Annotated in this window: 29 protein-coding genes, 1 other RNA gene and 1 pseudogene; 14 read left to right on the forward strand and 17 right to left on the reverse strand. The window is 30.4% G+C overall.

The features are described 5' to 3' along the window. Window positions 1–7 precede the first annotated feature (7 nt). Both JX000_RS09295 and JX000_RS09300 read left to right on the forward strand, forming a co-directional pair. A complete protein-coding gene (locus JX000_RS09295) occupies window positions 8–430 on the forward strand; it encodes an organic hydroperoxide resistance protein (protein WP_002450862.1) in 423 nt (140 codons plus the stop codon). A gap of 282 nt (window positions 431–712) precedes the next feature. Next, window positions 713–1,207 (forward strand): GNAT family N-acetyltransferase, encoded by a 495-nt coding sequence (locus JX000_RS09300; protein WP_002450863.1) that lies wholly within the window; start codon window positions 713–715, stop codon window positions 1,205–1,207. A gap of 129 nt (window positions 1,208–1,336) precedes the next feature. Here JX000_RS09300 and JX000_RS09305 read toward each other — a convergent pair whose 3' ends face one another. Next, a complete protein-coding gene (locus tag JX000_RS09305) occupies window positions 1,337–1,927 on the reverse strand; it encodes a histidine phosphatase family protein (RefSeq protein ID WP_206140650.1) in 591 nt (196 codons plus the stop codon). 200 nt (window positions 1,928–2,127) lie between these two features. Here JX000_RS09305 and JX000_RS09310 point away from each other — a divergent pair, with 200 nt between their 5' ends. Further along, complete coding sequence (locus JX000_RS09310; protein ID WP_002450865.1) at window positions 2,128–2,361, forward strand: hypothetical protein; 234 nt, start codon at window positions 2,128–2,130, stop codon at window positions 2,359–2,361. On the opposite strand, the gene JX000_RS09315 is transcribed toward JX000_RS09310, so the two are convergent. Beyond that, window positions 2,353–2,556: a sterile alpha motif-like domain-containing protein gene (locus JX000_RS09315; protein ID WP_002450866.1), complete on the reverse strand. Its 204-nt coding sequence runs from the start codon at window positions 2,554–2,556 to the stop codon at window positions 2,353–2,355. The genes JX000_RS09310 and JX000_RS09315 overlap by 9 nt on opposite strands. 254 nt (window positions 2,557–2,810) lie before the next feature. On the opposite strand from JX000_RS09315, the gene tsaA reads away from it, so the two are divergent. The 3 genes from tsaA to lnsA all read left to right on the forward strand — a co-directional run bounded on the left by tsaA (window position 2,811) and on the right by lnsA (window position 3,954). Next, on the forward strand, window positions 2,811–3,068 hold the full coding sequence (gene tsaA, locus JX000_RS09320) for a type II toxin-antitoxin system antitoxin TsaA (protein WP_002450867.1): 258 nt from the start codon (window positions 2,811–2,813) through the stop codon (window positions 3,066–3,068). 19 nt (window positions 3,069–3,087) lie between these two features. Further along, the gene (gene tsaT, locus JX000_RS09325; protein WP_124228472.1) at window positions 3,088–3,273 is read left to right on the forward strand and encodes a type II toxin-antitoxin system toxin TsaT; all 186 of its coding nucleotides are present in this window, start codon (window positions 3,088–3,090) and stop codon (window positions 3,271–3,273) included. Between the two features lie 99 nt (window positions 3,274–3,372). Beyond that, window positions 3,373–3,954, forward strand: coding sequence for a lipoprotein N-acylation protein LnsA (gene lnsA, locus JX000_RS09330; protein ID WP_124228473.1), 582 nt, complete (start codon window positions 3,373–3,375; stop codon window positions 3,952–3,954). 60 nt (window positions 3,955–4,014) lie between these two features. On the opposite strand, the gene JX000_RS09335 is transcribed toward lnsA, so the two are convergent. Continuing rightward, window positions 4,015–4,248 (reverse strand): hypothetical protein, encoded by a 234-nt coding sequence (locus tag JX000_RS09335; protein WP_206140651.1) that lies wholly within the window; start codon window positions 4,246–4,248, stop codon window positions 4,015–4,017. Between the two features lie 263 nt (window positions 4,249–4,511). Here JX000_RS09335 and JX000_RS09340 point away from each other — a divergent pair, with 263 nt between their 5' ends. The 5 genes from JX000_RS09340 to JX000_RS09360 all read left to right on the forward strand — a co-directional run bounded on the left by JX000_RS09340 (window position 4,512) and on the right by JX000_RS09360 (window position 7,100). Further along, a complete protein-coding gene (locus JX000_RS09340) occupies window positions 4,512–5,264 on the forward strand; it encodes a poly-gamma-glutamate hydrolase family protein (RefSeq protein ID WP_206140652.1) in 753 nt (250 codons plus the stop codon). 89 nt (window positions 5,265–5,353) lie between these two features. Then, the gene (locus JX000_RS09345) at window positions 5,354–5,638 is read left to right on the forward strand and encodes a hypothetical protein (RefSeq protein WP_002450872.1); all 285 of its coding nucleotides are present in this window, start codon (window positions 5,354–5,356) and stop codon (window positions 5,636–5,638) included. Between the two features lie 77 nt (window positions 5,639–5,715). Next, on the forward strand, window positions 5,716–5,931 hold the full coding sequence (locus tag JX000_RS09350) for a hypothetical protein (protein ID WP_107532346.1): 216 nt from the start codon (window positions 5,716–5,718) through the stop codon (window positions 5,929–5,931). A 467-nt stretch (window positions 5,932–6,398) separates the two neighbouring features. Then, window positions 6,399–6,638: a hypothetical protein gene (locus JX000_RS09355; protein ID WP_002450874.1), complete on the forward strand. Its 240-nt coding sequence runs from the start codon at window positions 6,399–6,401 to the stop codon at window positions 6,636–6,638. A gap of 228 nt (window positions 6,639–6,866) precedes the next feature. Next, window positions 6,867–7,100 carry a hypothetical protein gene (locus tag JX000_RS09360; RefSeq protein WP_002450875.1) on the forward strand — a complete coding sequence of 78 codons (234 nt, stop codon included), beginning with the start codon at window positions 6,867–6,869 and terminating at the stop codon, window positions 7,098–7,100. A 173-nt stretch (window positions 7,101–7,273) separates the two neighbouring features. Here JX000_RS09360 and JX000_RS09365 read toward each other — a convergent pair whose 3' ends face one another. From JX000_RS09365 to JX000_RS09375, 3 genes are all read right to left on the reverse strand, one after another. Continuing rightward, the gene (locus JX000_RS09365; protein ID WP_002450876.1) at window positions 7,274–7,474 is read right to left on the reverse strand and encodes a cold-shock protein; all 201 of its coding nucleotides are present in this window, start codon (window positions 7,472–7,474) and stop codon (window positions 7,274–7,276) included. 319 nt (window positions 7,475–7,793) lie between these two features. Continuing rightward, window positions 7,794–8,159: a hypothetical protein gene (locus tag JX000_RS09370; protein ID WP_124228474.1), complete on the reverse strand. Its 366-nt coding sequence runs from the start codon at window positions 8,157–8,159 to the stop codon at window positions 7,794–7,796. Window positions 8,160–8,221: 62 nt separating this feature from the next. Further along, window positions 8,222–9,166 carry a cation diffusion facilitator family transporter gene (locus JX000_RS09375; protein ID WP_124228475.1) on the reverse strand — a complete coding sequence of 315 codons (945 nt, stop codon included), beginning with the start codon at window positions 9,164–9,166 and terminating at the stop codon, window positions 8,222–8,224. 448 nt (window positions 9,167–9,614) lie between these two features. Here JX000_RS09375 and JX000_RS09380 point away from each other — a divergent pair, with 448 nt between their 5' ends. Both JX000_RS09380 and JX000_RS09385 read left to right on the forward strand, forming a co-directional pair. Then, window positions 9,615–10,616: a DUF4352 domain-containing protein gene (locus tag JX000_RS09380; RefSeq protein WP_124228476.1), complete on the forward strand. Its 1,002-nt coding sequence runs from the start codon at window positions 9,615–9,617 to the stop codon at window positions 10,614–10,616. A gap of 198 nt (window positions 10,617–10,814) precedes the next feature. Continuing rightward, a complete protein-coding gene (locus JX000_RS09385; RefSeq protein ID WP_206140653.1) occupies window positions 10,815–11,366 on the forward strand; it encodes a hypothetical protein in 552 nt (183 codons plus the stop codon). A 459-nt stretch (window positions 11,367–11,825) separates the two neighbouring features. Here the strand turns inward: JX000_RS09385 and JX000_RS09390 are convergent, their stop codons facing one another. From JX000_RS09390 to JX000_RS09410, 5 genes are all read right to left on the reverse strand, one after another. Continuing rightward, window positions 11,826–12,710, reverse strand: coding sequence for an aldo/keto reductase family protein (locus JX000_RS09390; RefSeq protein ID WP_002450883.1), 885 nt, complete (start codon window positions 12,708–12,710; stop codon window positions 11,826–11,828). Between the two features lie 152 nt (window positions 12,711–12,862). Further along, complete coding sequence (locus JX000_RS09395; RefSeq protein WP_206140654.1) at window positions 12,863–13,435, reverse strand: TetR/AcrR family transcriptional regulator; 573 nt, start codon at window positions 13,433–13,435, stop codon at window positions 12,863–12,865. Between the two features lie 470 nt (window positions 13,436–13,905). Beyond that, window positions 13,906–14,088, reverse strand: coding sequence for a hypothetical protein (locus JX000_RS12155; RefSeq protein ID WP_049423741.1), 183 nt, complete (start codon window positions 14,086–14,088; stop codon window positions 13,906–13,908). A gap of 24 nt (window positions 14,089–14,112) precedes the next feature. Beyond that, on the reverse strand, window positions 14,113–14,370 hold the full coding sequence (locus JX000_RS09405) for a hypothetical protein (RefSeq protein WP_124228479.1): 258 nt from the start codon (window positions 14,368–14,370) through the stop codon (window positions 14,113–14,115). 70 nt (window positions 14,371–14,440) lie between these two features. Next, window positions 14,441–14,629 (reverse strand): hypothetical protein, encoded by a 189-nt coding sequence (locus JX000_RS09410; protein ID WP_124228480.1) that lies wholly within the window; start codon window positions 14,627–14,629, stop codon window positions 14,441–14,443. A 243-nt stretch (window positions 14,630–14,872) separates the two neighbouring features. Between JX000_RS09410 and JX000_RS09415 the strand changes: the two genes are divergently transcribed. Next, window positions 14,873–15,226: a hypothetical protein gene (locus JX000_RS09415; RefSeq protein WP_002450888.1), complete on the forward strand. Its 354-nt coding sequence runs from the start codon at window positions 14,873–14,875 to the stop codon at window positions 15,224–15,226. 396 nt (window positions 15,227–15,622) lie between these two features. Here JX000_RS09415 and JX000_RS09420 read toward each other — a convergent pair whose 3' ends face one another. The 6 genes and pseudogenes from JX000_RS09420 to rnr form a co-directional block, all read right to left on the reverse strand. Further along, window positions 15,623–15,946 carry a hypothetical protein gene (locus tag JX000_RS09420; protein WP_075778579.1) on the reverse strand — a complete coding sequence of 108 codons (324 nt, stop codon included), beginning with the start codon at window positions 15,944–15,946 and terminating at the stop codon, window positions 15,623–15,625. A gap of 15 nt (window positions 15,947–15,961) precedes the next feature. Continuing rightward, window positions 15,962–16,459, reverse strand: a complete 498-nt coding sequence (locus JX000_RS09425; protein ID WP_185291347.1) for a hypothetical protein — start codon at window positions 16,457–16,459, stop codon at window positions 15,962–15,964. A 595-nt stretch (window positions 16,460–17,054) separates the two neighbouring features. Beyond that, window positions 17,055–17,501 (reverse strand): annotated as a pseudogene (locus JX000_RS09430) (terminase small subunit); the annotation flags it as partial. Window positions 17,502–17,671: 170 nt separating this feature from the next. Continuing rightward, window positions 17,672–18,033: a transfer-messenger RNA gene (gene ssrA, locus JX000_RS09435) on the reverse strand. A gap of 177 nt (window positions 18,034–18,210) precedes the next feature. Continuing rightward, on the reverse strand, window positions 18,211–18,675 hold the full coding sequence (gene smpB, locus JX000_RS09440) for an SsrA-binding protein SmpB (RefSeq protein ID WP_002466079.1): 465 nt from the start codon (window positions 18,673–18,675) through the stop codon (window positions 18,211–18,213). Window positions 18,676–18,696: 21 nt separating this feature from the next. After that, window positions 18,697–21,072, reverse strand: coding sequence for a ribonuclease R (gene rnr / locus JX000_RS09445; protein ID WP_107532229.1), 2,376 nt, complete (start codon window positions 21,070–21,072; stop codon window positions 18,697–18,699). Window positions 21,073–21,077 lie beyond the last annotated feature (5 nt).

Consider the following 21,077-nt stretch of genomic DNA (forward strand, 5'->3'; position numbering starts at 1 on the left):
ATCATATATGGCAGTTCAATATGAAACTAAAGCAACAAACGTTGGTGGACGTAAAGGACACGTTCAAACTGATGATAATGCGATAAATGTAGATGTATTACCACCTCAACAAGCAGATGGTAAAGCAACAAATCCTGAGCAACTATTTGCTGCAGGTTATGCATCATGCTTTAATGGTGCTTTTGATTTAATCTTAAAACAAAACAAAGTACGTGATGCAGAACCAGAAGTAACTCTTACAGTAAGATTAGAAGATGATCCAGACGCTGAAAGTCCAAAATTAAGCGTAGATATTGATGCAAAAGTGAAGAATGTATTATCTCAAGAAGATGCAGAAAAATATCTTCAAGACGCACATGACTTTTGCCCATATTCTAAAGCAACACGCGGTAATATCGATGTTAATTTAAATGTTAAAGTAGAAGACTAAATAAAAATAGCGTTTAAAAGATTGAATACGAAAGGCACGTTCTTAGTTGAACGTGCCTATTTTTATATTAACTCTTTAAGTAATTTCCCCCATCCTACCAATAATTTTGGTATACTGAATATATAATATATGCAAACAAGTAATTAAATAATTATTTTATCAAAGTTATTAAAAGTGTTTTTGGCTGTTTTTAAATTATTATTGAAAGTTTTTATTAAATATTTTATTATGTAATTAATTAGCCACTTCAAATTAATCAACCCTTTGAATCAGGAGGTCACTATGAACAACATACGTACATTAACCCTAGATGATTTAGCATCATATAAAACACTTTTATCAGGGGAACACCACACATATTCATGGGATCGCTATTATTTGGATCACGTATCCGACGATGCTTTGACAAAAATTTTATCTTCAGAAACTAGTCATATCAATGTTTTTGGTGCTTTTGAAGATGATGTTCTAGTTGCAACTGCAACATTGAGACAAAGTAAATATGTAGGCAAACAACACAAAGCAATCATCTTAAATAACTTTGTAAAAGATAATGACGAAGTAATTAACAGAGAATTAATCAATTATATTATTCATTATGCGGATCAAAAGAACTTAGAAACGATACTTACATCCGTTACTTCTAGTAACATCAGTGCTAAAGTATTTTTTAGTTCTCTAGGATTTGAAAATCTTGGTTTTGAGAAAAATGCTAGTAAAATTGGTGACGAATACTTTGATGAACATTGGTTATCTTATGATTTGAGAAATAGCTAATATTTGCGTTTGATTAAAAAGTATAAATGAACAATGCACACACTATTCATTTAAATATTTAAAACAGATTCACGCTATAAGATACATTTAAAGCTCAACATTGCCAAAATTGCAACGTCGAGCTTATTTTTATATAGTAGGATCGATCAATTCAATAAAATTAAATTGTCCATCTTGATATTCAAATTTTAAAATATGACAATTTCCTATGTCATACGAACTGCCCTCTTCATAACCCAAGCACTTTCTAATGAAAAGTCCTATAGTGCTACCGTGACTTACAGCTAACGTTGTTTTACCACTATGATGTTCCATAATATCAGTTAGCGTATCTGTCATACGTTGTTCTACTTGTAAACGTGACTCTCCACCGAAAGGAACTACATAATCTCCATAAAGCGTTTTAGGCTGTTTGATTTTCTTAAGTAATTCAATACTCTCTCCCTCAAATACACCAAAATGCCATTCTTTTAAACCTTTTAACCGAACATATTTTTGTTGATGGTTAGGTACAGCATTCTCAAGTGTATCACACGCTCTTTCCTGAGAAGATGTAAATAAGTCATCAAATTCAATCTTATTATTCTTAAAATAACGAGCAGCGGCTTGAGCTTGTTCAATTCCACGGTCTGTTAAGGGGGAATCACTTGCCCCTTGAATTTTACCTTTTAAATTAAAAACTGTTTGACCATGTCTCATTAAATATAAAATCTTTGTCAATTTTCACACCTCTACTAAACTACTATTCACAATTCATTCGATTACAACGAGTTGTTTATCTAATACCATTAAATCACTACTAAAGCCGTTAGTAAATCAACAATTTATTGATAAATTAACTGTTTAATAGGGTTTGGCTAACCATAAAAAGGGTATAACTTAACACTAGATTTACATTTGTTAAAGGAGTGTTAAATAAAATGGAGTCTCATGATTACAATTATGTGAACCCGCAAAATGTATCACTTGATTGGGAATGTTTTATTGTTAGTAAGAGTGATATGTTATTAGACGGCGTACCAAATGAGCTCATTAACACCTGGTTAGATAACGACATCATAAAGCCGTTTAGTATCAAAAATAATGATATTAATTTTAAAACGAAAGACGTTTGGCATGCTTTAAACCAACAAAATTGGTATTACTTAAGTTAGTTGATATAAACTAATCGCTCTATTGGTGCTTTCAATAAGTTGAGGGTCCTTATAATTAGATAACACATACGATCGAATAACATACTTATTTTTCTCATCTTTTGGGAATTTGTGATCTTTATTAATATAGTTAGCTAAACTTCCAAATGGTGTATCATCATTAATAAAACCTATAATAAAATCATAAAATGTCATATCACATACCCCCTTATCTTAATCTATAGCTGATTTGTATTTAATCTTATCAGAAAACTCGAGATTGTAAATGTGCAAAATTCAATTTTGCACATTTTTTATTAATTTTTAATATTTCTTCAATTAATTTCTCATTTTTTATTCACATTTAATCGATAGTTATATCATTTCTATATTTACCAAATCTCAATTAATGATATGATAAGAATAAGAGTTTTAAAATCAAAGATGCATTTTCCAGAGGTGAAGCACCTATGAAACGATACATTTTACATGCAATCAATATCATTTTAACGATATTACTTATTATTTTTAATGTGATTATTACTTATAATACAAACCTAGACGAAACCTTATGGTTAGTGCCTGGATTAATTGTATGCGGTTTGATTATGATGATTAGCTTTACTATTGCTATTACCATTAAGGACTTATTAAGTGAAGTTCTTTTCTTTATTAATATTATTCTTACACTGTATTACATTTATCCAATTTTTTATGATTTTCTTTAAAGAGATAGGAGGTTAAAAAATGAGCTTGCATTTTACAATTCTCTTTTGGCTTTCAGTTATATTTATCATAGCTGGCGCAATCATTCTAGCTATCATGCTTAAAACTAAAAAAGAATCTAAGAAGGAATCTTATCTTGGTTTCACCATTGTATTCTTCATTTTTGGATTAGCAATGTTGATTTATACATTGTTATTCGGACTCTAGTCCTGAAAAAATACGTTCAGTTGCCTTGTAGCTGAACGTTTTATTTTAATACTATATTAATTTTTATGTATTTTACATTTATAAAGGAGCCTTTAATCATTGTATAAAAAGTTCGTATACATATTAATTTTTACTATAATCCTCAATATATGCTTGACCTTATCACCTTTGCATAGCAATATTGCTAATGCCGAAGATACTTCTATGTCCAAATCAAAACAAGACTTCCAACTGCAACCTGGAGATATCATTATAACTAAAGGTCCTGTCTTATTCGGCTTTTTTGGTCATTCAAGCATTGCCATTGATCATGATACCGTATTGCAAATTGAAGGCCCTGGTGACAAACCTATCACTGAATCATTTGAATCATTTAAATCAAGATTTGGTGAAGGTAAAGATGACTGGATTAAAATATATCGTTGCGCTAAGCCTGGTGCCGGTATAAAAGCTGCTCAATGGACTAAAGATAACTACGAAAATACTGATCATAGATATTTAGTAACATTAAATCTTAAAAGTAAACATTTCACTTACTGCACAAAAATTATCTACCAAGCCTATAAAGAAGGTGTAAGACAAAATGCAGTAACCGACCACGGTATGTATATCATTTCACCTTATGCACTTAAAGATAACTTTACAGACGAATACCATTTAAAATTAGTGAAAACATATTAAAACGCCCTACTCTATTTAAGTCATTTTACAAATGATGAGTAAGGCGTTTTTTTCATGCGATTAGACTTCTTTAAAATAATTAACAAACTGGTCATTTTTTTCTAATAAATCAAGATAAGATATCGCCCCAAATGGAATAATTCTTGTGCAATTCTTCATAGGATAAATAATGACCTCATGTTCATAATCAACGTGGATATCGTTTTCTAAAATGACACGTTTATTCCCAAATACTACCGCAACTGCTTTGAAACCATCGTCATTTAAATATCGTCTTATTAATTCTTTATCCATATCATCACATCCCTTTAACTACATATTACCACGTTAACATTAAGAAATTGTTAATATTTAGCGTTATTTTACATTAACTAAATAAAAAGAATCTTATAGTGGACGCCTTGATATAATTGAAGTTATTATTATTTCGTATTTTTAGGTTTTGAGAAATATTTTAATTAATATAATTAATATGTAGTTGTAGTCAAATTACTTGTTAAACGTATTAAAAAATTGATATGATTTATAAATCAAAAATTGATTATTAAGGAGAGAGTATGAAAAGGAACACGAGTCTTTATAATAAATTGTACTATTTATCAATCATATTAATAGTCATCGCAATCTTGATTGTGGCTTTAATATTTTATAATACACGAAAAAACATGAATCAATCGAATTTAGATCGATACAATAATTTTCAAGAACTTAAAACAAATACCAAAGAGCATAAGGACTGGAGAATTGTCACAAAAGAGCGTAAACATCACGATATTTTAGTCACTGCCATACATGGTGGCGGTATTGAACCAGGGACAACAGAACTTGCGCGCCGTATTTCTAATGTAGGTCACTATGATTTCTATTCATTTGAAGGGTTACGTAAGAAAAATAATGATCAACTTCACATTACATCTACGAATTATGATGAACCTAAATTACATCAAATGTTAAAAACTGCTGAGCAAACTGTTTCAATACATGGTTTTTCAGGGGATGACCCTATCGTTTTTGTTGGTGGTAAAGATAAAAAAATGGCCAAATCTATAGCCAAATCACTTCGACATAAAGGATTTACTGTTAAAGAAAGCCCAAATGAGATTGATGCCAAATCGTCTAAAAACTTTGTCAATGAGAATGAAAATGACTCAGGTGTGCAATTAGAATTAACCACAAAACAAAGAGAACAGTTTTTCAAAAATCATAAGCTAAGTAGAAAAGTTCGTTCTAATCCTGATAATTATACAAAAACGTTCTATAAATTTGCGAATGCCGTTCAAGATGGTGTCAAAAAAGCAAAAGAGTCATAATTTTGTCAGTAATTGAATGCGTAATTCGTTTTGTAAGTTGAAAATATAGGGTAAAAGATATTTAGTGTAATATTGGGGAGGAAAATAATATGGACGAACTAACTAAAGAACAAAAATATACCATCGCAAAATTTTATAAATTATACATGGAACGTTCTAATGATGGACAAACTGAACAAGAAGCCAATCATTTTAAGGATTCTATAACGACTCAAGATGATTATTTTTGTGATCGAAATTACGATGACTTTGTTGAAAATTTAAAAGTTCTAATTGAACACGGTTATATTGATGGTCAAATTGAAGATAACCAAATCAACGATATCAAAATGACAACAAAAGCATTTACTGATATTGAAAAAAGTTTTGGCTAATACAATTCATCTATCATTAAGTCAATATATGTTCGATTTGTTTGGAAATGAATTTCTCTATAGGAGGTATAAAGAACGTGGCAGAATGGAAAATTAACAATCATTCAAAAAGACAATTTGCAATCCAACGAAATGACAATGAAATTTCTATTGTTGAACCACAAAATAACGGAAGTTTTAAAATACTAGCTGAAATCGACACACATAATCAAATTACCCATGTACATGATCCCCTACTATATGTGTCAGCTGATACTCATAATGCAGAATTAAATATCTTTGATCATTCATAAGTGTTGTCTAAATATAGAAAACAAAAATTTAATAGCACACATTGAACAATACACAATATTTTTGATTTCACATCTTTTCTAATACTCATATCATTTTCAAATTTAAATCTTTTGTAATTTTAAGTTCCATTCAACTATATAAAATATATAACTTGAAGTTTAATTTTCCTTTTCTAATTATCAATATAATAAAGTGGTAAAAGGCTTATATTTATGGTAATCTAAATTTGTTAAACTTTGTGAGTGTTTAACATTACTTCTTGTTAGCGTCAACTTAACTTTAATTTTCGTCATTATTAAAGTTATCGTTGGCGTTTTTTTTAATTATAATAAAATACTTTGAATTATCATTACATTTCTTTATACAAATTAATAAAAATATTCACAATTTTAAAAAAAAGAAAAAGATGTAAAATAACAATAATATGTAGTAAACTTAAGATAATTAAGAATCTTAGGAGGATTATATGAAAAAATTATTTTGGTTGGTTCTATGTAGTTTTTTAGTTTTAGGTGCATGTAGTCAAAGTGATCATGATTCAAAACAAGATGAAAAGAAATCAACACAAAAAGATAAAAAAGACTCTAAGAGTAGTAATGATGATACAGTCAAAAAAGTGAAGGATAGTGCTAAAAAGAAAGACAATCCTAAATCTCAAGATGACAAAGGAAATAAAGAACGCGTAGATGGTGATAAAGCAAATTAATCATCGTACTTAAAAATCTCAGCTTAGATGTTAACTACATTTAAGCTGTTTTTTCAAACACTTAAGCAAAATCCAACAAAATTGTACTTAATTGTATTAAACTCTATTTAATATCAATTTTGTACTTTAATAGATAGCCAATTGTTATTTTTGCGCAAACCATGTTGTAACATCTTTATGATAGTAATCCTTATTCATATACATAACTGAGGAAAGGATGTGATTAACATGAGAGACACAAAATTTAGCCAGGAAGAACTAGAAACAATTCAACGTTTCTATAATTCAAGAAGACGTACAGTTTGCTGTTCAAATCCTAAACTTACATTTTCAGAAGATGTGTTCTTTATTCCTACAGCAGCAAATCAATCTAACGGCATCGAAGCTTTCGCTACGTATTGCGAAAACTGTGGACAAACTAAAATTTTTAATCTTAATGTTATGCATAACGCAAAATTTTAAATTAAAATCTATTAAGTATTAACATTGATTGATAGTTTTTTGTTTTATATATTATATTTATACTAAACACTCCTAATTTCATTAATGAACTGGGAGTGTTTTTCATATTTAAATAATTCTAATTAAATAATGGCATTAAAAAAGCAACCATAACGGTTGCTTTGAAAATGTTATTACATTTTTACGACATTAGCTGCTTGTTCTCCACGATCGCCTTCAACGATGTCGAATTCAACTTTTTGTCCTTCTTCTAATGATTTGTATCCTTCTTCAGCGATTGCTGAGAAATGTACGAATACGTCGCTTCCATCTTCTCTTTCGATGAAACCAAAACCTTTTTCTGAATTAAACCATTTAACTGTACCGTTATTCATATAGAATACCTCCGCGTGCTTTTGCACTAAATATTTGTAACAAATTTCATTGAATCAAAAGGAGTGTATTCTTATAAATAACTCTCAATTAACTTCACGTACTTGATTACTTAATTACAACTATACGCTTATTTTGAGAAAAGTAAAGCCTTTTTAGTAAATTCTTTTAAATTTATTTTATTTTCAAAAATTGTGAACTGCTATTTGTATTAAAATCAGCTTTAAATTAATCTAATACATAGAATTTATAAATGTGATTTATTTTATATGCAAAATAGTTTCTAAGTAAGATTTCTTCTAATACAAAGAGAGGATTTGATTACTTTGCATTGAACATTTCGTTTAATATATTAATACCTTGGTCATATACTGATTCCATTTCATATACATATGGGTGAATATCATCCATATTTACATTTTCACTAATTAAGCATTCCCTAGCTAATAAATAAAACGTTCTCATAGGAGCAATAAATTCAATATTTAAATTAATATAATCATCATGAATATGACAATAAAAACTGAGATTGACTAATAAATGATCCACCTCATTCAATAAAATCATTTTTTCATCATTGACATTGCACGACGAATTTTTAAGTAAGATTTCATATAAATTCGTAAGTTTCAAATAAAGATTTGTCATATTTCCCTTTAAAAAGCGGAACTCTTTATTTTTATCCATTAGATTTCCACCTACTCATTTATTGTCATGTTTTTATAATTCTGAGCAAAGATTTTTAATATCTATGCTTCTTCGTATTGTTTAAAATATGCTTCATCTAAATGATTGAGATGGATATTCTCTATTTGCAATGTGACATGTCTTAATCCATATTTATCTTTCAGTAATTTAGAAACTTTATTTATTGTTTCATATGGAGACTTAATATATTCATCACTAAGTACAACATGCGCACTTAAAGAACTATGATTGGTTGTAATGCTCCATAAATGGAATTCATGAACATCAATGACACCTTCTACTGATCTCATATCTTCAATAATGATATCTGTGTTGAAACCGTCAGGCACACGTTCCATTAATACTTTCCATGCATTTTTAATAATTTTAAATCCACCATTAAATATAATTAATGAAATAATAAGACTAATAATCGGGTCAATCATATTCCATCCCGTTAAATAAATGAGTACTACTGCTACAATGACACCTACAGAGTTTAATAAATCACCAAAAAAGTGCCATAATGCGCTTTGTATATTAATATTATCTTCTTTTCTTAAAGACGCTACTAAAATCAATGTCAAAACAACATTAACGACTAACCCTAAAATAGCTATGACAACCATAAGACCACTTTCTACAGGTCTTGGATGAATAATTCTCATAATCCCCTCATACATAATACCTAGTGAAATTACTATAAGAGCCAAACCATTTAAAAAGGCCACTATAATTTCTAATCTCATAAAACCGTAAGTATAATTCTTAGTAGGTGCTTTACTTGCAAAATATATTGCTACCATGGAAAGTGCTAAAGCAAGCACATCACTCAACATATGAAATGAATCTGATAACAATGCAAGCGAATTAGATACGATCCCTCCTACAAATTCTACTATTGTAAAAAAGAGCGTGATAATTAAAGATAACCATAATGTTGTCTTAGAACTATTTTGAAATTTACGATGTTCAACATGATGAAAATATTTTGTTTGATTATTCATAGATAGTCTCCTTCGATAGAAACACAACAATCTTATCCAGTTTCTTAAGTAATATTTTAATCATTATTTTTTTCCTTCTTATTTTGGCTAAAGAGGTTGAGTATGATAAACACAAATACTGGGAAGAAGATAATGAAAAAGGTCATATCAATTCTCCTTTTGTTAGAATGCAACTCATTAAAATTATTTATTTCATTCTTTCAACTTTATAGTACCAATTGTTCTATATCAATTCAAAATTACACGAATAACTTTATAGTTTCTATTTATATATCAGATAAAATTGTCTTATATAACAAATTAGTGTCTATACAATCTATTGTCATTTTAAAATTGATAAAAAGTAATTTAAGTTATCAACCTTTATAACTAAAAGTGATTACTAAAAACCCTGTCATAACAGTATTATTAATATATATGTAAATTACAAATAAAGGAGCTATGTTGAATGGAAGAAAACTATAATGAAGAACAGCAAAGAAAACAATGGGAACAATTCCAAGAGTTTCAAAGACAACAGGAAAAGCAAAAGTATGCAAAGTCTAAATCTAAGAAACCATGGATTTGGGTTGGTGTAGGTTGTCTCGTTTTCTTTATTTTAATTATTATTGGCATTGTTGCATTAACCTTTGGTATGAATGGTGGATTCAAACATCATGCTACCGGTACAAAAAATTATAAAATCGGTGATACCATTAAAAACGGTGATTTAGAAGTTAAAGTTAAATCAATTGAAAATACTAAAGCCGTTGGTCCTTCAATTGCACCTACTAATGCGAAAGATACATTTGTTGTCGCAGATGTTTCAATTAAGAATAAGGGAGACAAAGCATTAACAATCGATAGTCAAATGTTTAAATTAAAATCTGGAGATAAATCATTTGAAGCAGATGCCACTGGTTCAGTATCTGCTAACCAAAGTGATGACGGAAGTATCACTAATTCATTTTTCTTAGAACAAATTAATCCTGACAGTACTGCTGAAGGAAAAGTTGTCTTCGATGTTTCTGAAAAAGTTGCTAATACTAAAGATAAAAAACTAGAAATCACATCTAGCTTATTCAGTGCTAAAAGTATAACTGTAGATCTGTCTGATGCTAAAACATCTACAAAAGATAACAAAGATGATGATACTAATAACAACGAAAGTGATTCATCTGCCACATCAGGTTCAGCGGATGACACTTCATCAAGTAATACCGGTAATTCAACTTCATCATCTGCATCACCTTCATCAAACACTGGCAGTCATCAAGACGCTAGTAGTAGTTCGTCAAAAGCAACACCATCTAAAGAAGATTCATCATCTTCAGCACCGAAAGAAAGTGAACCTCAAGAGTCAAAATCAGCTGTACCAAATAGTGAAAACACACCAAAATCATCTAATGACGTTACATCAAATAGCGCGCCTTCAAGTGCACCTAGTGACAGTAGTTCAGAGTCAGAATAAAATATTAACATCGTGATCACATTAAAAGATAAATATGTACCAAATCAATGCCACTCATTTTCGGGGTGGCATTTTTATATTTTGAAATATTGCCCTGATATGATATCTCTTTAAATTTGATATCGCTATACGTTAGAATGACACCACAATGTTATTAACACATTGTAGCCAAATAATATAAATGAAGGAGATTGAGACATGAAGAAACCCTTTTTTATTTTATTATCAAGTTGTTTAATTTTAGGCGCTTGTGGCAACCAAGATTCTGAACAAAAAGATGAACATAAAAAAACTGAACATAAAAAATCAAATGACTCAAAAAAAGACAAAGAGAACTCTAAAAATAAGCGATCTAATGACCCTAAGAAAGATAATATCAAAGATTACGACGAAGAAAAGAAAGATTCAAAAAAAGATAAGGATAAAAAGAAAGATAAAACTAAAAAGCAATCTTCATCTCAAAGCAAGCCTAAGCAAAATAAACAGACACCTACTCAAAATAACGGGCAAAATGCACAACAAGGAAGTCAATCCCAACAGTCTAATGGTCAAAATCAACAACAATCACAATATCAGCAACCACAACAATCACAATATCAGCAACCACAACAATCACAATATCAGCAACCACAACAATCTAATGGCCAAAATCAACAACAATCGCAATCTCAACAACCGCAACAATCCACTGGACAGAATACACAACAATCACAATCTAGTGGTCAGAACACAATGCCCGCTTCAAATTAACTTTGGTTAAAACATAGTAATCCGAACTAACTATATAATATTGAAACTATGATTCAAGTCCCGCTTTCCTAACATGTTAGGAGCGGGATTTTTAATTTTTCTAAAATATAAATAATAGTATAAAAATAACCCACAATTCTAAGCATTGCAGGTTGAGTCGTACACTCTAATTCTATTTTTTTATCAATAAATCTTTAATCCTTTAATGATTTTAAACCGCTTTTTATATCTCTGAATAAATCGCTAGATCCTAACAAATTAGAAATCGTTGTCATGATAAAAGCTATTATTTTACCTATCAAATCCATACATATGACCTCCATAGGCTTTTAATAATATTTACCACGAAATAATAGTAATGTAACATAAAACAATCCTATTCTAATTTAAAACGAAATTACATAACATTATGCAATATTAAATAAGGTGTCCTTTCATTTTCAAAGGACACCTTATTTTTTACTTTTTACCAAAGCTTCGAATATTTCTTATTACTTTACTTACCCGACGCCACCACAAATTATGTCTTTCTTTCACCTTACTTAAAGTAATCATATCTTCCTCTAAGATAACAAAATCAAGATTTGCATTTTCTTTCATATGAACAGGATTGGTACTTCTTGGAAGTGGTAAAACACCAATTTGCAAGTCATATCGAATAGATAATTGTGGTACAGATACGCCATATTTATCAGCAACGCGTTTAACAACCGGATCGTTTATCAGTTTGCCTGTGGCATTAGGTGAATAAGCCATAATCAAAATATCATGCTTTTCACAGTATTCCATAATATCCCTAGGTGTAAGTCCAATATGTACTTCAACTTGATTAACTGCAGGTTTAATCTTCCCGTTCTTCAGAATATTTTCTAAGTCTGCTATTTCAAAGTTAGAAACACCAATAGAACGAATCTTACCTTCTTCTACCGCTTCTTCCATTGCTTTCCATACTGCAAGATTTTCATCAAAATATGGCTTAGGACTACCTACAAGAAGTTCTCTCCAAGGTTTCGGCGAATGAATTAATACTTGATCAATTACTCCAATATCCAATCTTTCAATAGAATTCTCAATACAAGCTTTAGCGCCTTCATAGGTTTTTACCTCTGGCGGAATCTTTGTAGTGACAAAAATATCTTCTCTTGGAATACTAGATTCACGAATTGCCTTACCTACACCTTCTTCATTTTCATAATGAATAGCAGTATCAATATGACGATAGCCTATTTCAAGTGCCTCTTTCACTGCTAATATCACATTTTCATTAGAAATTTGCCATGTTCCAAAAGCAATTTTTGGCACTTCTAATTGGTTATTTAGTGTATATTTTTCTTGTAATACCATAAATATCTTCCTCCTTGATTTGTCTCGTTTCATTTCTGTATTTTCTTTGTATTAATGCTATATTTCAATGTCGCATTGATAGAGAGAAAGAATCTGTCACTAATTTTTCAACTAAATGGTATTCTTCATTTCACCAAACAACTGATTTATAACTACTGTATCCCACCTATTAAATAACGTAGTGCCTCCATTGCCTCTTCTTTATCCATCTGATTTTTGCGAATAAAACTCCAGTCCAAAATCATATGAATGGTGTTGGCATAATGTTCTGACATCTGATCATATGATAATTGATACTTTTTAGAAGGTGGACAATTTACTAGAATAGTATAAATCTGTTGCCTAATATATTTTCTTAACGATTCAGCAAATCGGCCATCATTAGTATTATGTGTCATAATTTTTTCAATATTATCTCTGTATCCATTTAAATAGTCGTAACAACGCTCAAATAGTATATAAGGTCTTTTTTCTGGCGTAAGTGAATCATAATTGTCAACGACCATATCACTAGCTATTCTTTGCCAACAATAATTTAAAAGATCATTAATATCATCAATATAATTATAAAAGGTTGCTCTTGGATAGTTGGCTTTCTCACACAACTCATTAATAGTAATTTTCTCCAATGGTTTAGTTTTCAATGTCCAAAAGAGTATTTTAGCAAATTCTTTTAATGTTCGTTCTGCAAACTTAGTCATCTTTTTATTTGTATCGTATTTCATTTATTCAAGTACTTCCCTTTTTATAATCGTCTGATATCTATTTGTATGATACCGTCTACCATATAGTAATACAAGCACCATATTGTTGAATTCGTCTATCCTTTTGCAGATTTTAAAATATGTCTATCTATGTGTTTTCATAAAAATTTTCTACAAAACAATAAAAAAGCTACCATTGAAGGTAACTTTTCAATAATAATATAAGTTCTATTTTAAATATGATAAATATATTGCTATTACCACTAATACTAATGCAATTGCACCATGTCCAAACATATTAATTTTAATTTGCGTTTTATTCAAACTCTGTCCCCTATTCATACGCTTATAATTTAATTGATATAAAAATGTCCAAAACGTTGCATATATTAATATAAATAATAATCCTAAAATTATTGCCACATATATACTAATAATAATCATCCTTCATATTATGATGTGATATTACATTCAATAAACAATATAAGAGCTCACCTATTTTGCTTGGCGTTAATAATAATAGACGCTATTCCTAAACAAAATAAATAGAAAACCATCAAATAAATAGCCATATTATCCGTCTCGATATAAAATTTAAACAGAATAAATGATAATAACGCGACTATGAAATAAACAGGAATAAAAGATTTTTTCCAAAATAATGAATCTTTCATAAAATCCCCCTCTTATACATAGTATTAATTTTCAGATGAATCACCCATTAATTGATATATAACATATACCACAACCACAATAATCGTAAGCAAGTCAAACGAATGTATAAATGCATCGCCAAATGAATGATCTAACCAAAAGAAACGAATTAAGAATAACAAAATTGATTGAAATAAAATAGCAAAGAAAATATTAATTATGGATTTAGCTAATATAAAATTATAAACAATATATATCATTCCTAATATGGTAACAGTCCACATTAATATATGAGGTAGCATCTAATCATCCTTTAATAAGCGTTATAACAAAGTCATAATAATGAATTATTTAGCTCAATGCTATACGAATTCAATTATTTTTATTAAATTGAGCATGAATATAAATTAATAAAATACCAATCAATATAAACATCAAATGTCCTATTACACTAAAAATTTTAGATTGGTTCAGATTTAATAAATGGAAAATAATTGGTTGCAATATGATTAATAATAATAGGTACAAACCTAATTTAATTGAAGTAAAATACTTTGCCATATTAGCACCCTCTTTTATTAAAACATTAACAAACTTTAGTTGTTCCGTCATCAAAGTGATGAAGTTAAATTATTCAATGATATTTTTAATATTTCATAACCATTAATATAAATGGTCCCTTTATAACACTTATGTATTAGAATTGGACACTTAAGAAATCCACAACAACTCTATATGAAATACTCTAAACTGAAAATATAGTCCAATTATTAGATAAAACTATATATTTAGGAGTGAATAATCGTGTTCGAAAATAAAGATGATATTACATTACTTTATCAAGCTATTTCAGAACTAGCTGAAATCATAGGTCATCATCCCTACAACACAAAATCAATTAGTCTTTTATGTTTGGATTTAGGTATAACACTCGAAGAATATCAAAAAGTACTGATAGCATTCTTAAAATTAGCACATAGTAAAAATACAGAAGAAATGGAAATAAATGATTTTAAAAAGATATTAATTCAGTATATTGAAAAATATGATGACCTTACAGATTCTCAAACATTACGATTTATTGAAGGCTATGCACGTAACTATATTCCCGAACTACTGCCATACGCTGAGAAACTTTATCATGAAATACGCGTATAACTAAATGAAGTTGATTGGTGCAATACACTATTTGTGAATCAAATCAAAAAAGCCCACAACCACATGGGTTGCAGGCTATATAATGGAGACGGCGAGAGTTCATTAATACATTTATCTATTCTTATAGAAATCGCTATAGGTATTGTCATAGCAAAGTTTAAGTTGTCTGCTTAGTTGTGTGTAAAATGTCAAAATTGAAAAAACACAAGAAATTTGGGGCAAAGAATAGCATTATCTTTATATCAAATTTACAGTTCTGAATATAATTTATTAATATAATCAATTAATGACTGTTCGTTCCTAAAGTATACGTTACTTATATATTTATTAAGGTCGTTAATACATTTTATATTCAGTAAGAAAAGAAGAGCAGTCATCAGACTGCTCTATTTTTATTTATTTTATGATACTATTTATTAATTCAACATATAACTCACTATTTTTATAACCCTCTAATATATCATTTACTTGTCTCATTGGAATTTCTGGTACTTCTCTAATGTTTTCCAATTTTGTTTTGAATTGTTTTTTTGTTACTTGCTCTTTATTAGTAGCCAATTGGAACAAGTAAGAATCTAACATATTAATTTCTTTATATGAATACATATATCTTAATAACATTAAATCTCTAGTTTTTAAGTTTGGCGCTAGTTCTTCTTGTAATTGTTCTATTGATTGTTTCATTAATAACAATCTTGTTTCTAATTCTTCATTATTCATTTTATCACACTCTTTTTATATTAATGCTTGACCAACTTGAGAAACCCAAAATCCTATGCTTCTTACAGTAGAATCTTTAATACCGGTTCCCATCAAAGCTTGCGAAACTTGTCCTTGTACATTTCCCCATGTAGCTTCTTCTTGTTTTAATACATTATTCAATACAGGATTTACATATTTATCCCATCTTTTTTCCAATGATTTTCCGGCACGAGGACTGATTTCTTTTACACCATTAAACACAGCTTTTTTATTTTTAATCATAGCTTTTATGACTTTTTTAACAGCGTAAGATCCACCAACTCTTTCAGATGTGCCTTCTTTTAAATTAGATGGTAAGTTATCAATAGTTTTTTGGCTAGTTCTTTCTGGATTTTTAAAAAATTCATCTAATATTTTATCATCTGTATTTGATTTTTCAGTAATTTGCTTAATATTTGTATTATCGTTATTTTGGGTAGTATCTTGCACACTTGCTATAGGTGTCGCAGTTGAAAGGAATAAAGCGCTCATTATCAATGTTCCAAGTATTTTACTCATTTACAATATTAAAATTCATTTGCTTTATATTTACTCCCAATCACAAAATTATATTCCCATAATCAACATAGCATTCTAAACAATAAATTCAAGTTTGGATAATTAAAGTTTTTGTAAATTGAAATTTACTGTCGGAGTTTAATGCAAAATCAACACTTAAACATTATAAAGATACACTTTCACATTCTTATTAACCCGAATTTTATATTCAAGTAATATAAATTAAAGGAGGAATAACATTGTTAAAATTGTAATTATTTTCTTATTTATTATTTCTCTTTATTCTGTAGATCTTTCTTTTAAATTACATTAATAATAGATCAAACTAGAGCTTTTACAAAAATGAAAATAATTTAAGGAATAAATACAAATAATATGACAGGTAATATTATTTTAAAGAGAAATATACTAAAAAGATTAATCTCTATTCAAATATGGTGATGAAGAATCATTTATACATAAATTAATTAGAATACATACTAAATTAGAAAAGCTACCAATCACGGTAGCTTTTCTAATATTTCCTCATATATCTGTTTTACTCTTTCACTACTTAATTTAAATATTTTTACAACTCTTTTAAATCACTATCATTCTTTTCATCGTCTTGACCAATGCTATCAATAAAAACTGGTGTCGCCATATTCATATCTATTTTATCAGTAAAGATACTAAGATAACGCCCAAGTAGGTCACGGGCTTTCAAACGACTACTCGCTTTTATAGGTACCTCAACTAATTCCACATGTTCGTTATATACGAGGTTCATGTGTCCTGTGTCGGGGTTCTTTTCAAATGAACTTTTCTTAACTACAACTTCTTTCACTTCAGTTTCCTCACTCACTGCTGAACGTGATAGCAAGTATAGTGTTTCTTTCGCAGTTAAAATGGTATCGTCTATAATCTCATCTTTCTTGCTTTGAATATAGTCTTTTACTTTCTCATTGCGCAGTACTTTACTATCTGTTACGTGTATACTATTTGAGCTATAACCGGCATTTATAGCGCTTTGAGTGCATTTCTACTCATTCTTAAAACTCTCTTGTCTACTTGTTTATTCGTCCTAATAATCACTTCGTCTCTCAATACATATATTTAAGTCCCTTATTTTAGCTTCATCGAATATTTACTACTAACCACATTACATACAATAAAAGCCCACAACCACATGGGTTGCAGGCTATATAATGGAGACGGCGGGATTTGAACCCGCGTCCAGAGGTCCTGATACATATCTTTCTACGTGTGTAGTTTATCATTGAGTTTCGCATAATGAGAGGTGATAAACAACCAACATTATGCTAGTTTGATTGGTTTTCATCTAAACAGACTTCAAACGGCAGTGTTTAGCATATCCTACTTAGGTTGAATCGCGTTAACAGCACATAGGAGATGCTGTTAGGCGATGCAGAGTGCTATTACGCAGCTACTGCGAAATTATTGTTTGATTTGCCAGTTATTATAAACTGAGTGTGTTAGTGACGGAGACAACCCTCCGACACGCTTAATAAGCTCTGGGGACCCCTGTCGAATCCATAAACGTCCCCGTAATAAAATGTACTTTGTAGAAATCAAACAGGCCGTTAACAATAATATTATCATTGTCACTCAAACTTGATAAACAATGTCTAAGTCACCTAACATATAATATTCTTACTTGACCACTTTTCTAACAAAGCACTTATTAATATATCAAATGTAGCCCGTGTAAGCAATAGTATTGCTTAATAACGGGCTTTTACTGCGCGATCCATATCACGTTTGACTGCTTTTTCTTTTAAAGCTTGTCGTTTGTCATATTTTTTCTTACCGCGAGCAATACCTAATAATACTTTGCATTGACCATGCTTTAAGTACAATTTTAGCGGAATAATAGAATATCCAATTTCTCGTGTGCGGTCACCTAATTTAATAATTTCTCTTTTATGAAGGAGCAATTTACGTGATCGTAATGGATCATGGTTAAATCGGTTACCTTCTTCATATGGTGCTATATGCATATTATTTAAATAGATTTCACCGCGTTTTACTTGGGCATAGCTATCTTTAAGATTGGCACTACCTCTACGTATAGATTTAATTTCTGTACCTTGTAACACAATCCCCGCTTCAATCGTATCTTCTATATTATAATCATGTCTTGCTTTACGGTTTTCAGCTAATGTGCCTGGTGATTTTTTCTTAGCCATTCTGTCTCACCTCTTTGCTGCTTATTTTTTCTTTTTACGTGATTTTTTCTTAACGCTTTTATCTTTATAGAATGGTTTATGCTTCGTGTTGCCTTTTTTATCTTGTTGGCGTGCATTTTTACCTTTACGTTGTTTACGCTTATTTTTGCCATTTCCTTTATCATCAGATTTTGATTTATCTAATGATTTACCACGTGTTTTTGCTTGAATGGTCTTACCACGTGCTGGTCGTTGGCTTCTATCATTCTTAGGTAATGGCATTCCGACGATTTGGAAGTCAATCATGCGTTCGTCCACATCGACATGTGTCACTTTGACTTTGACAGCATCACCGATACGGAAAACTTTGGCTTGGCGTTCACCAATTAATGCCATTTGGCGTTCATCAAATTGATAATAATCATCAGTCATATTTGAAATATGAACCATACCTTCAATGGTATTTGGTAATTCAATGAACATACCAAAATTAGCTACAGAACTAATGATACCTTCGAATTCGTCACCAATGTGTTGAATCATATATTCAGCTTTCTTCAACTCATCTGTATCACGTTCTGCTTCAATCGCACGACGTTCCCGTTGAGATGTGTGTTCAGCAAGTTCTGGTAGTTTATCTTCCCATTTATGTTGTTCCTTTTTATCCATTGAATGTTCAATAAGGTATTTACGAATTAAACGGTGCACCGTTAAATCTGGGTAACGACGTATAGGTGATGTGAAATGTGTGTAATATTCTGCAGATAGACCAAAGTGTCCTAAGTTCACATCATCATAATGCGCTTGTTGCATTGAACGTAACATCATGGTTGAGATAACCATTTGTTCTGGTCGTCCTTCAACTTCTTCTTGAATATTTTGAAGCGTTGTCGGATGAATATCTTCACCTGTCCCTTTAATCATAATGCCAAAGTTCGTAATAAAGTCAAAGAACTGTCTCAAGCGTTCTGATTTAGGTTGTTCGTGGACACGATAGATAAATGGTACTTCTAGTTTATTAAAGTGTTCAGCTACGGTTTCATTAGCCGCTAACATGAATGACTCAATTAAACGTTCACCTTCACCACGTTCACGCACTTGTACATCTGTTGGGATACCATCTTCATTAACAAGCACTTTCGCTTCGTTAATGTCGAAATCAATTTCACCACGACGTTTTCTCATATTTACTAAACGGTTAGATAAATCTTGTGCCAAGTCAAGCATTGGTGTGACTTCACTATATTGACGACGCACATCTGGATTTTGTTCAGTAATAATTTGGTTAACCGCATCATAAGTCATTCTGTAGTTAGAATGGATGACACTATCAAAAATGTCATGGTTCACTACTTCACCACGTGCATTGATTTCCATACGACAGCTTAACGTTAAACGATCAACTTCAGGATTTAATGAGCAAATACCGTTACTTAATCTATGTGGAATCATTGGAATAACTCTGTCTACTAAGTACACACTTGTAGCTCTGTCATAAGCTTCTTTATCTAAAGCTGAATCTTCAGTTACATAATAACTTACATCTGCAATACTTACCGTTAATTCCGTATTACCATTTTTTAATTTTTTAACGCTAATGGCGTCATCTAAGTCTTTAGCATCTGCGCCATCAATTGTAATGGTTAATTCGTCTCTTAAATCATGACGTCCTTCGATTTCAGAAGGCTCAATTTCATCAGGAACATCTTCAGCTTCTTTAAGTACATTATCTGGGAATTCTATTTCAATACCATGTTGATAAATGATAGATAAAATATCTACACCAGGATCGTTTTTATGGCCTAGTATTGCTGAAATGTGGCCTTCCGGGTTATCTGTACCATCAGCATATTTAGTGATTTGCACTAATACCTTATGACCATCTACTGCACCTAAGCTTTGACCCTTAGGAATAAAGATATCCTGCATAATACGTTTATCATCTGGAATGACAAAGCCGAAATGTTTCGCTTCACTATAAGTACCTACTACTTGAGTGACAGAATGTTTTTCGATGGATTTGACTTCCCCTTCTGTCTTGCCTTTAAAGTCGCCTCTACCTTTGTGAACTTCTACGATGACGGTATCTCCATCTAAGGCTCTATTGATTTTTGTGGGCGGGATGAAGATGTCATCTACACCCTCTTCTTCTGGTCTTAAGAACGCAAATCCTTTTTTATTCTGACTTAACGTTCCTCTTACTAATTTCGAGTTTGACTTACTAGATTGCTTTCGTTGATATCTATCTGTCTTCGTACGTTCAATCAAACCAGTTTGTTCTAGTTCAACAAGCACCTTTATTAAATCTCTGAATGAGTCGGCACTATTTAAACCTAACGCATCTTGAAAATCTGATACTGACATGGGTTCGTAGTCAGGTTGTTTAATCATTTCTTCGATGGATTGTTTTAAATTCATTATGC

The sequence above is a fragment of the Staphylococcus sp. SB1-57 genome, from assembly GCF_017086425.1.
Classification (GTDB): domain Bacteria; phylum Bacillota; class Bacilli; order Staphylococcales; family Staphylococcaceae; genus Staphylococcus; species Staphylococcus warneri_A.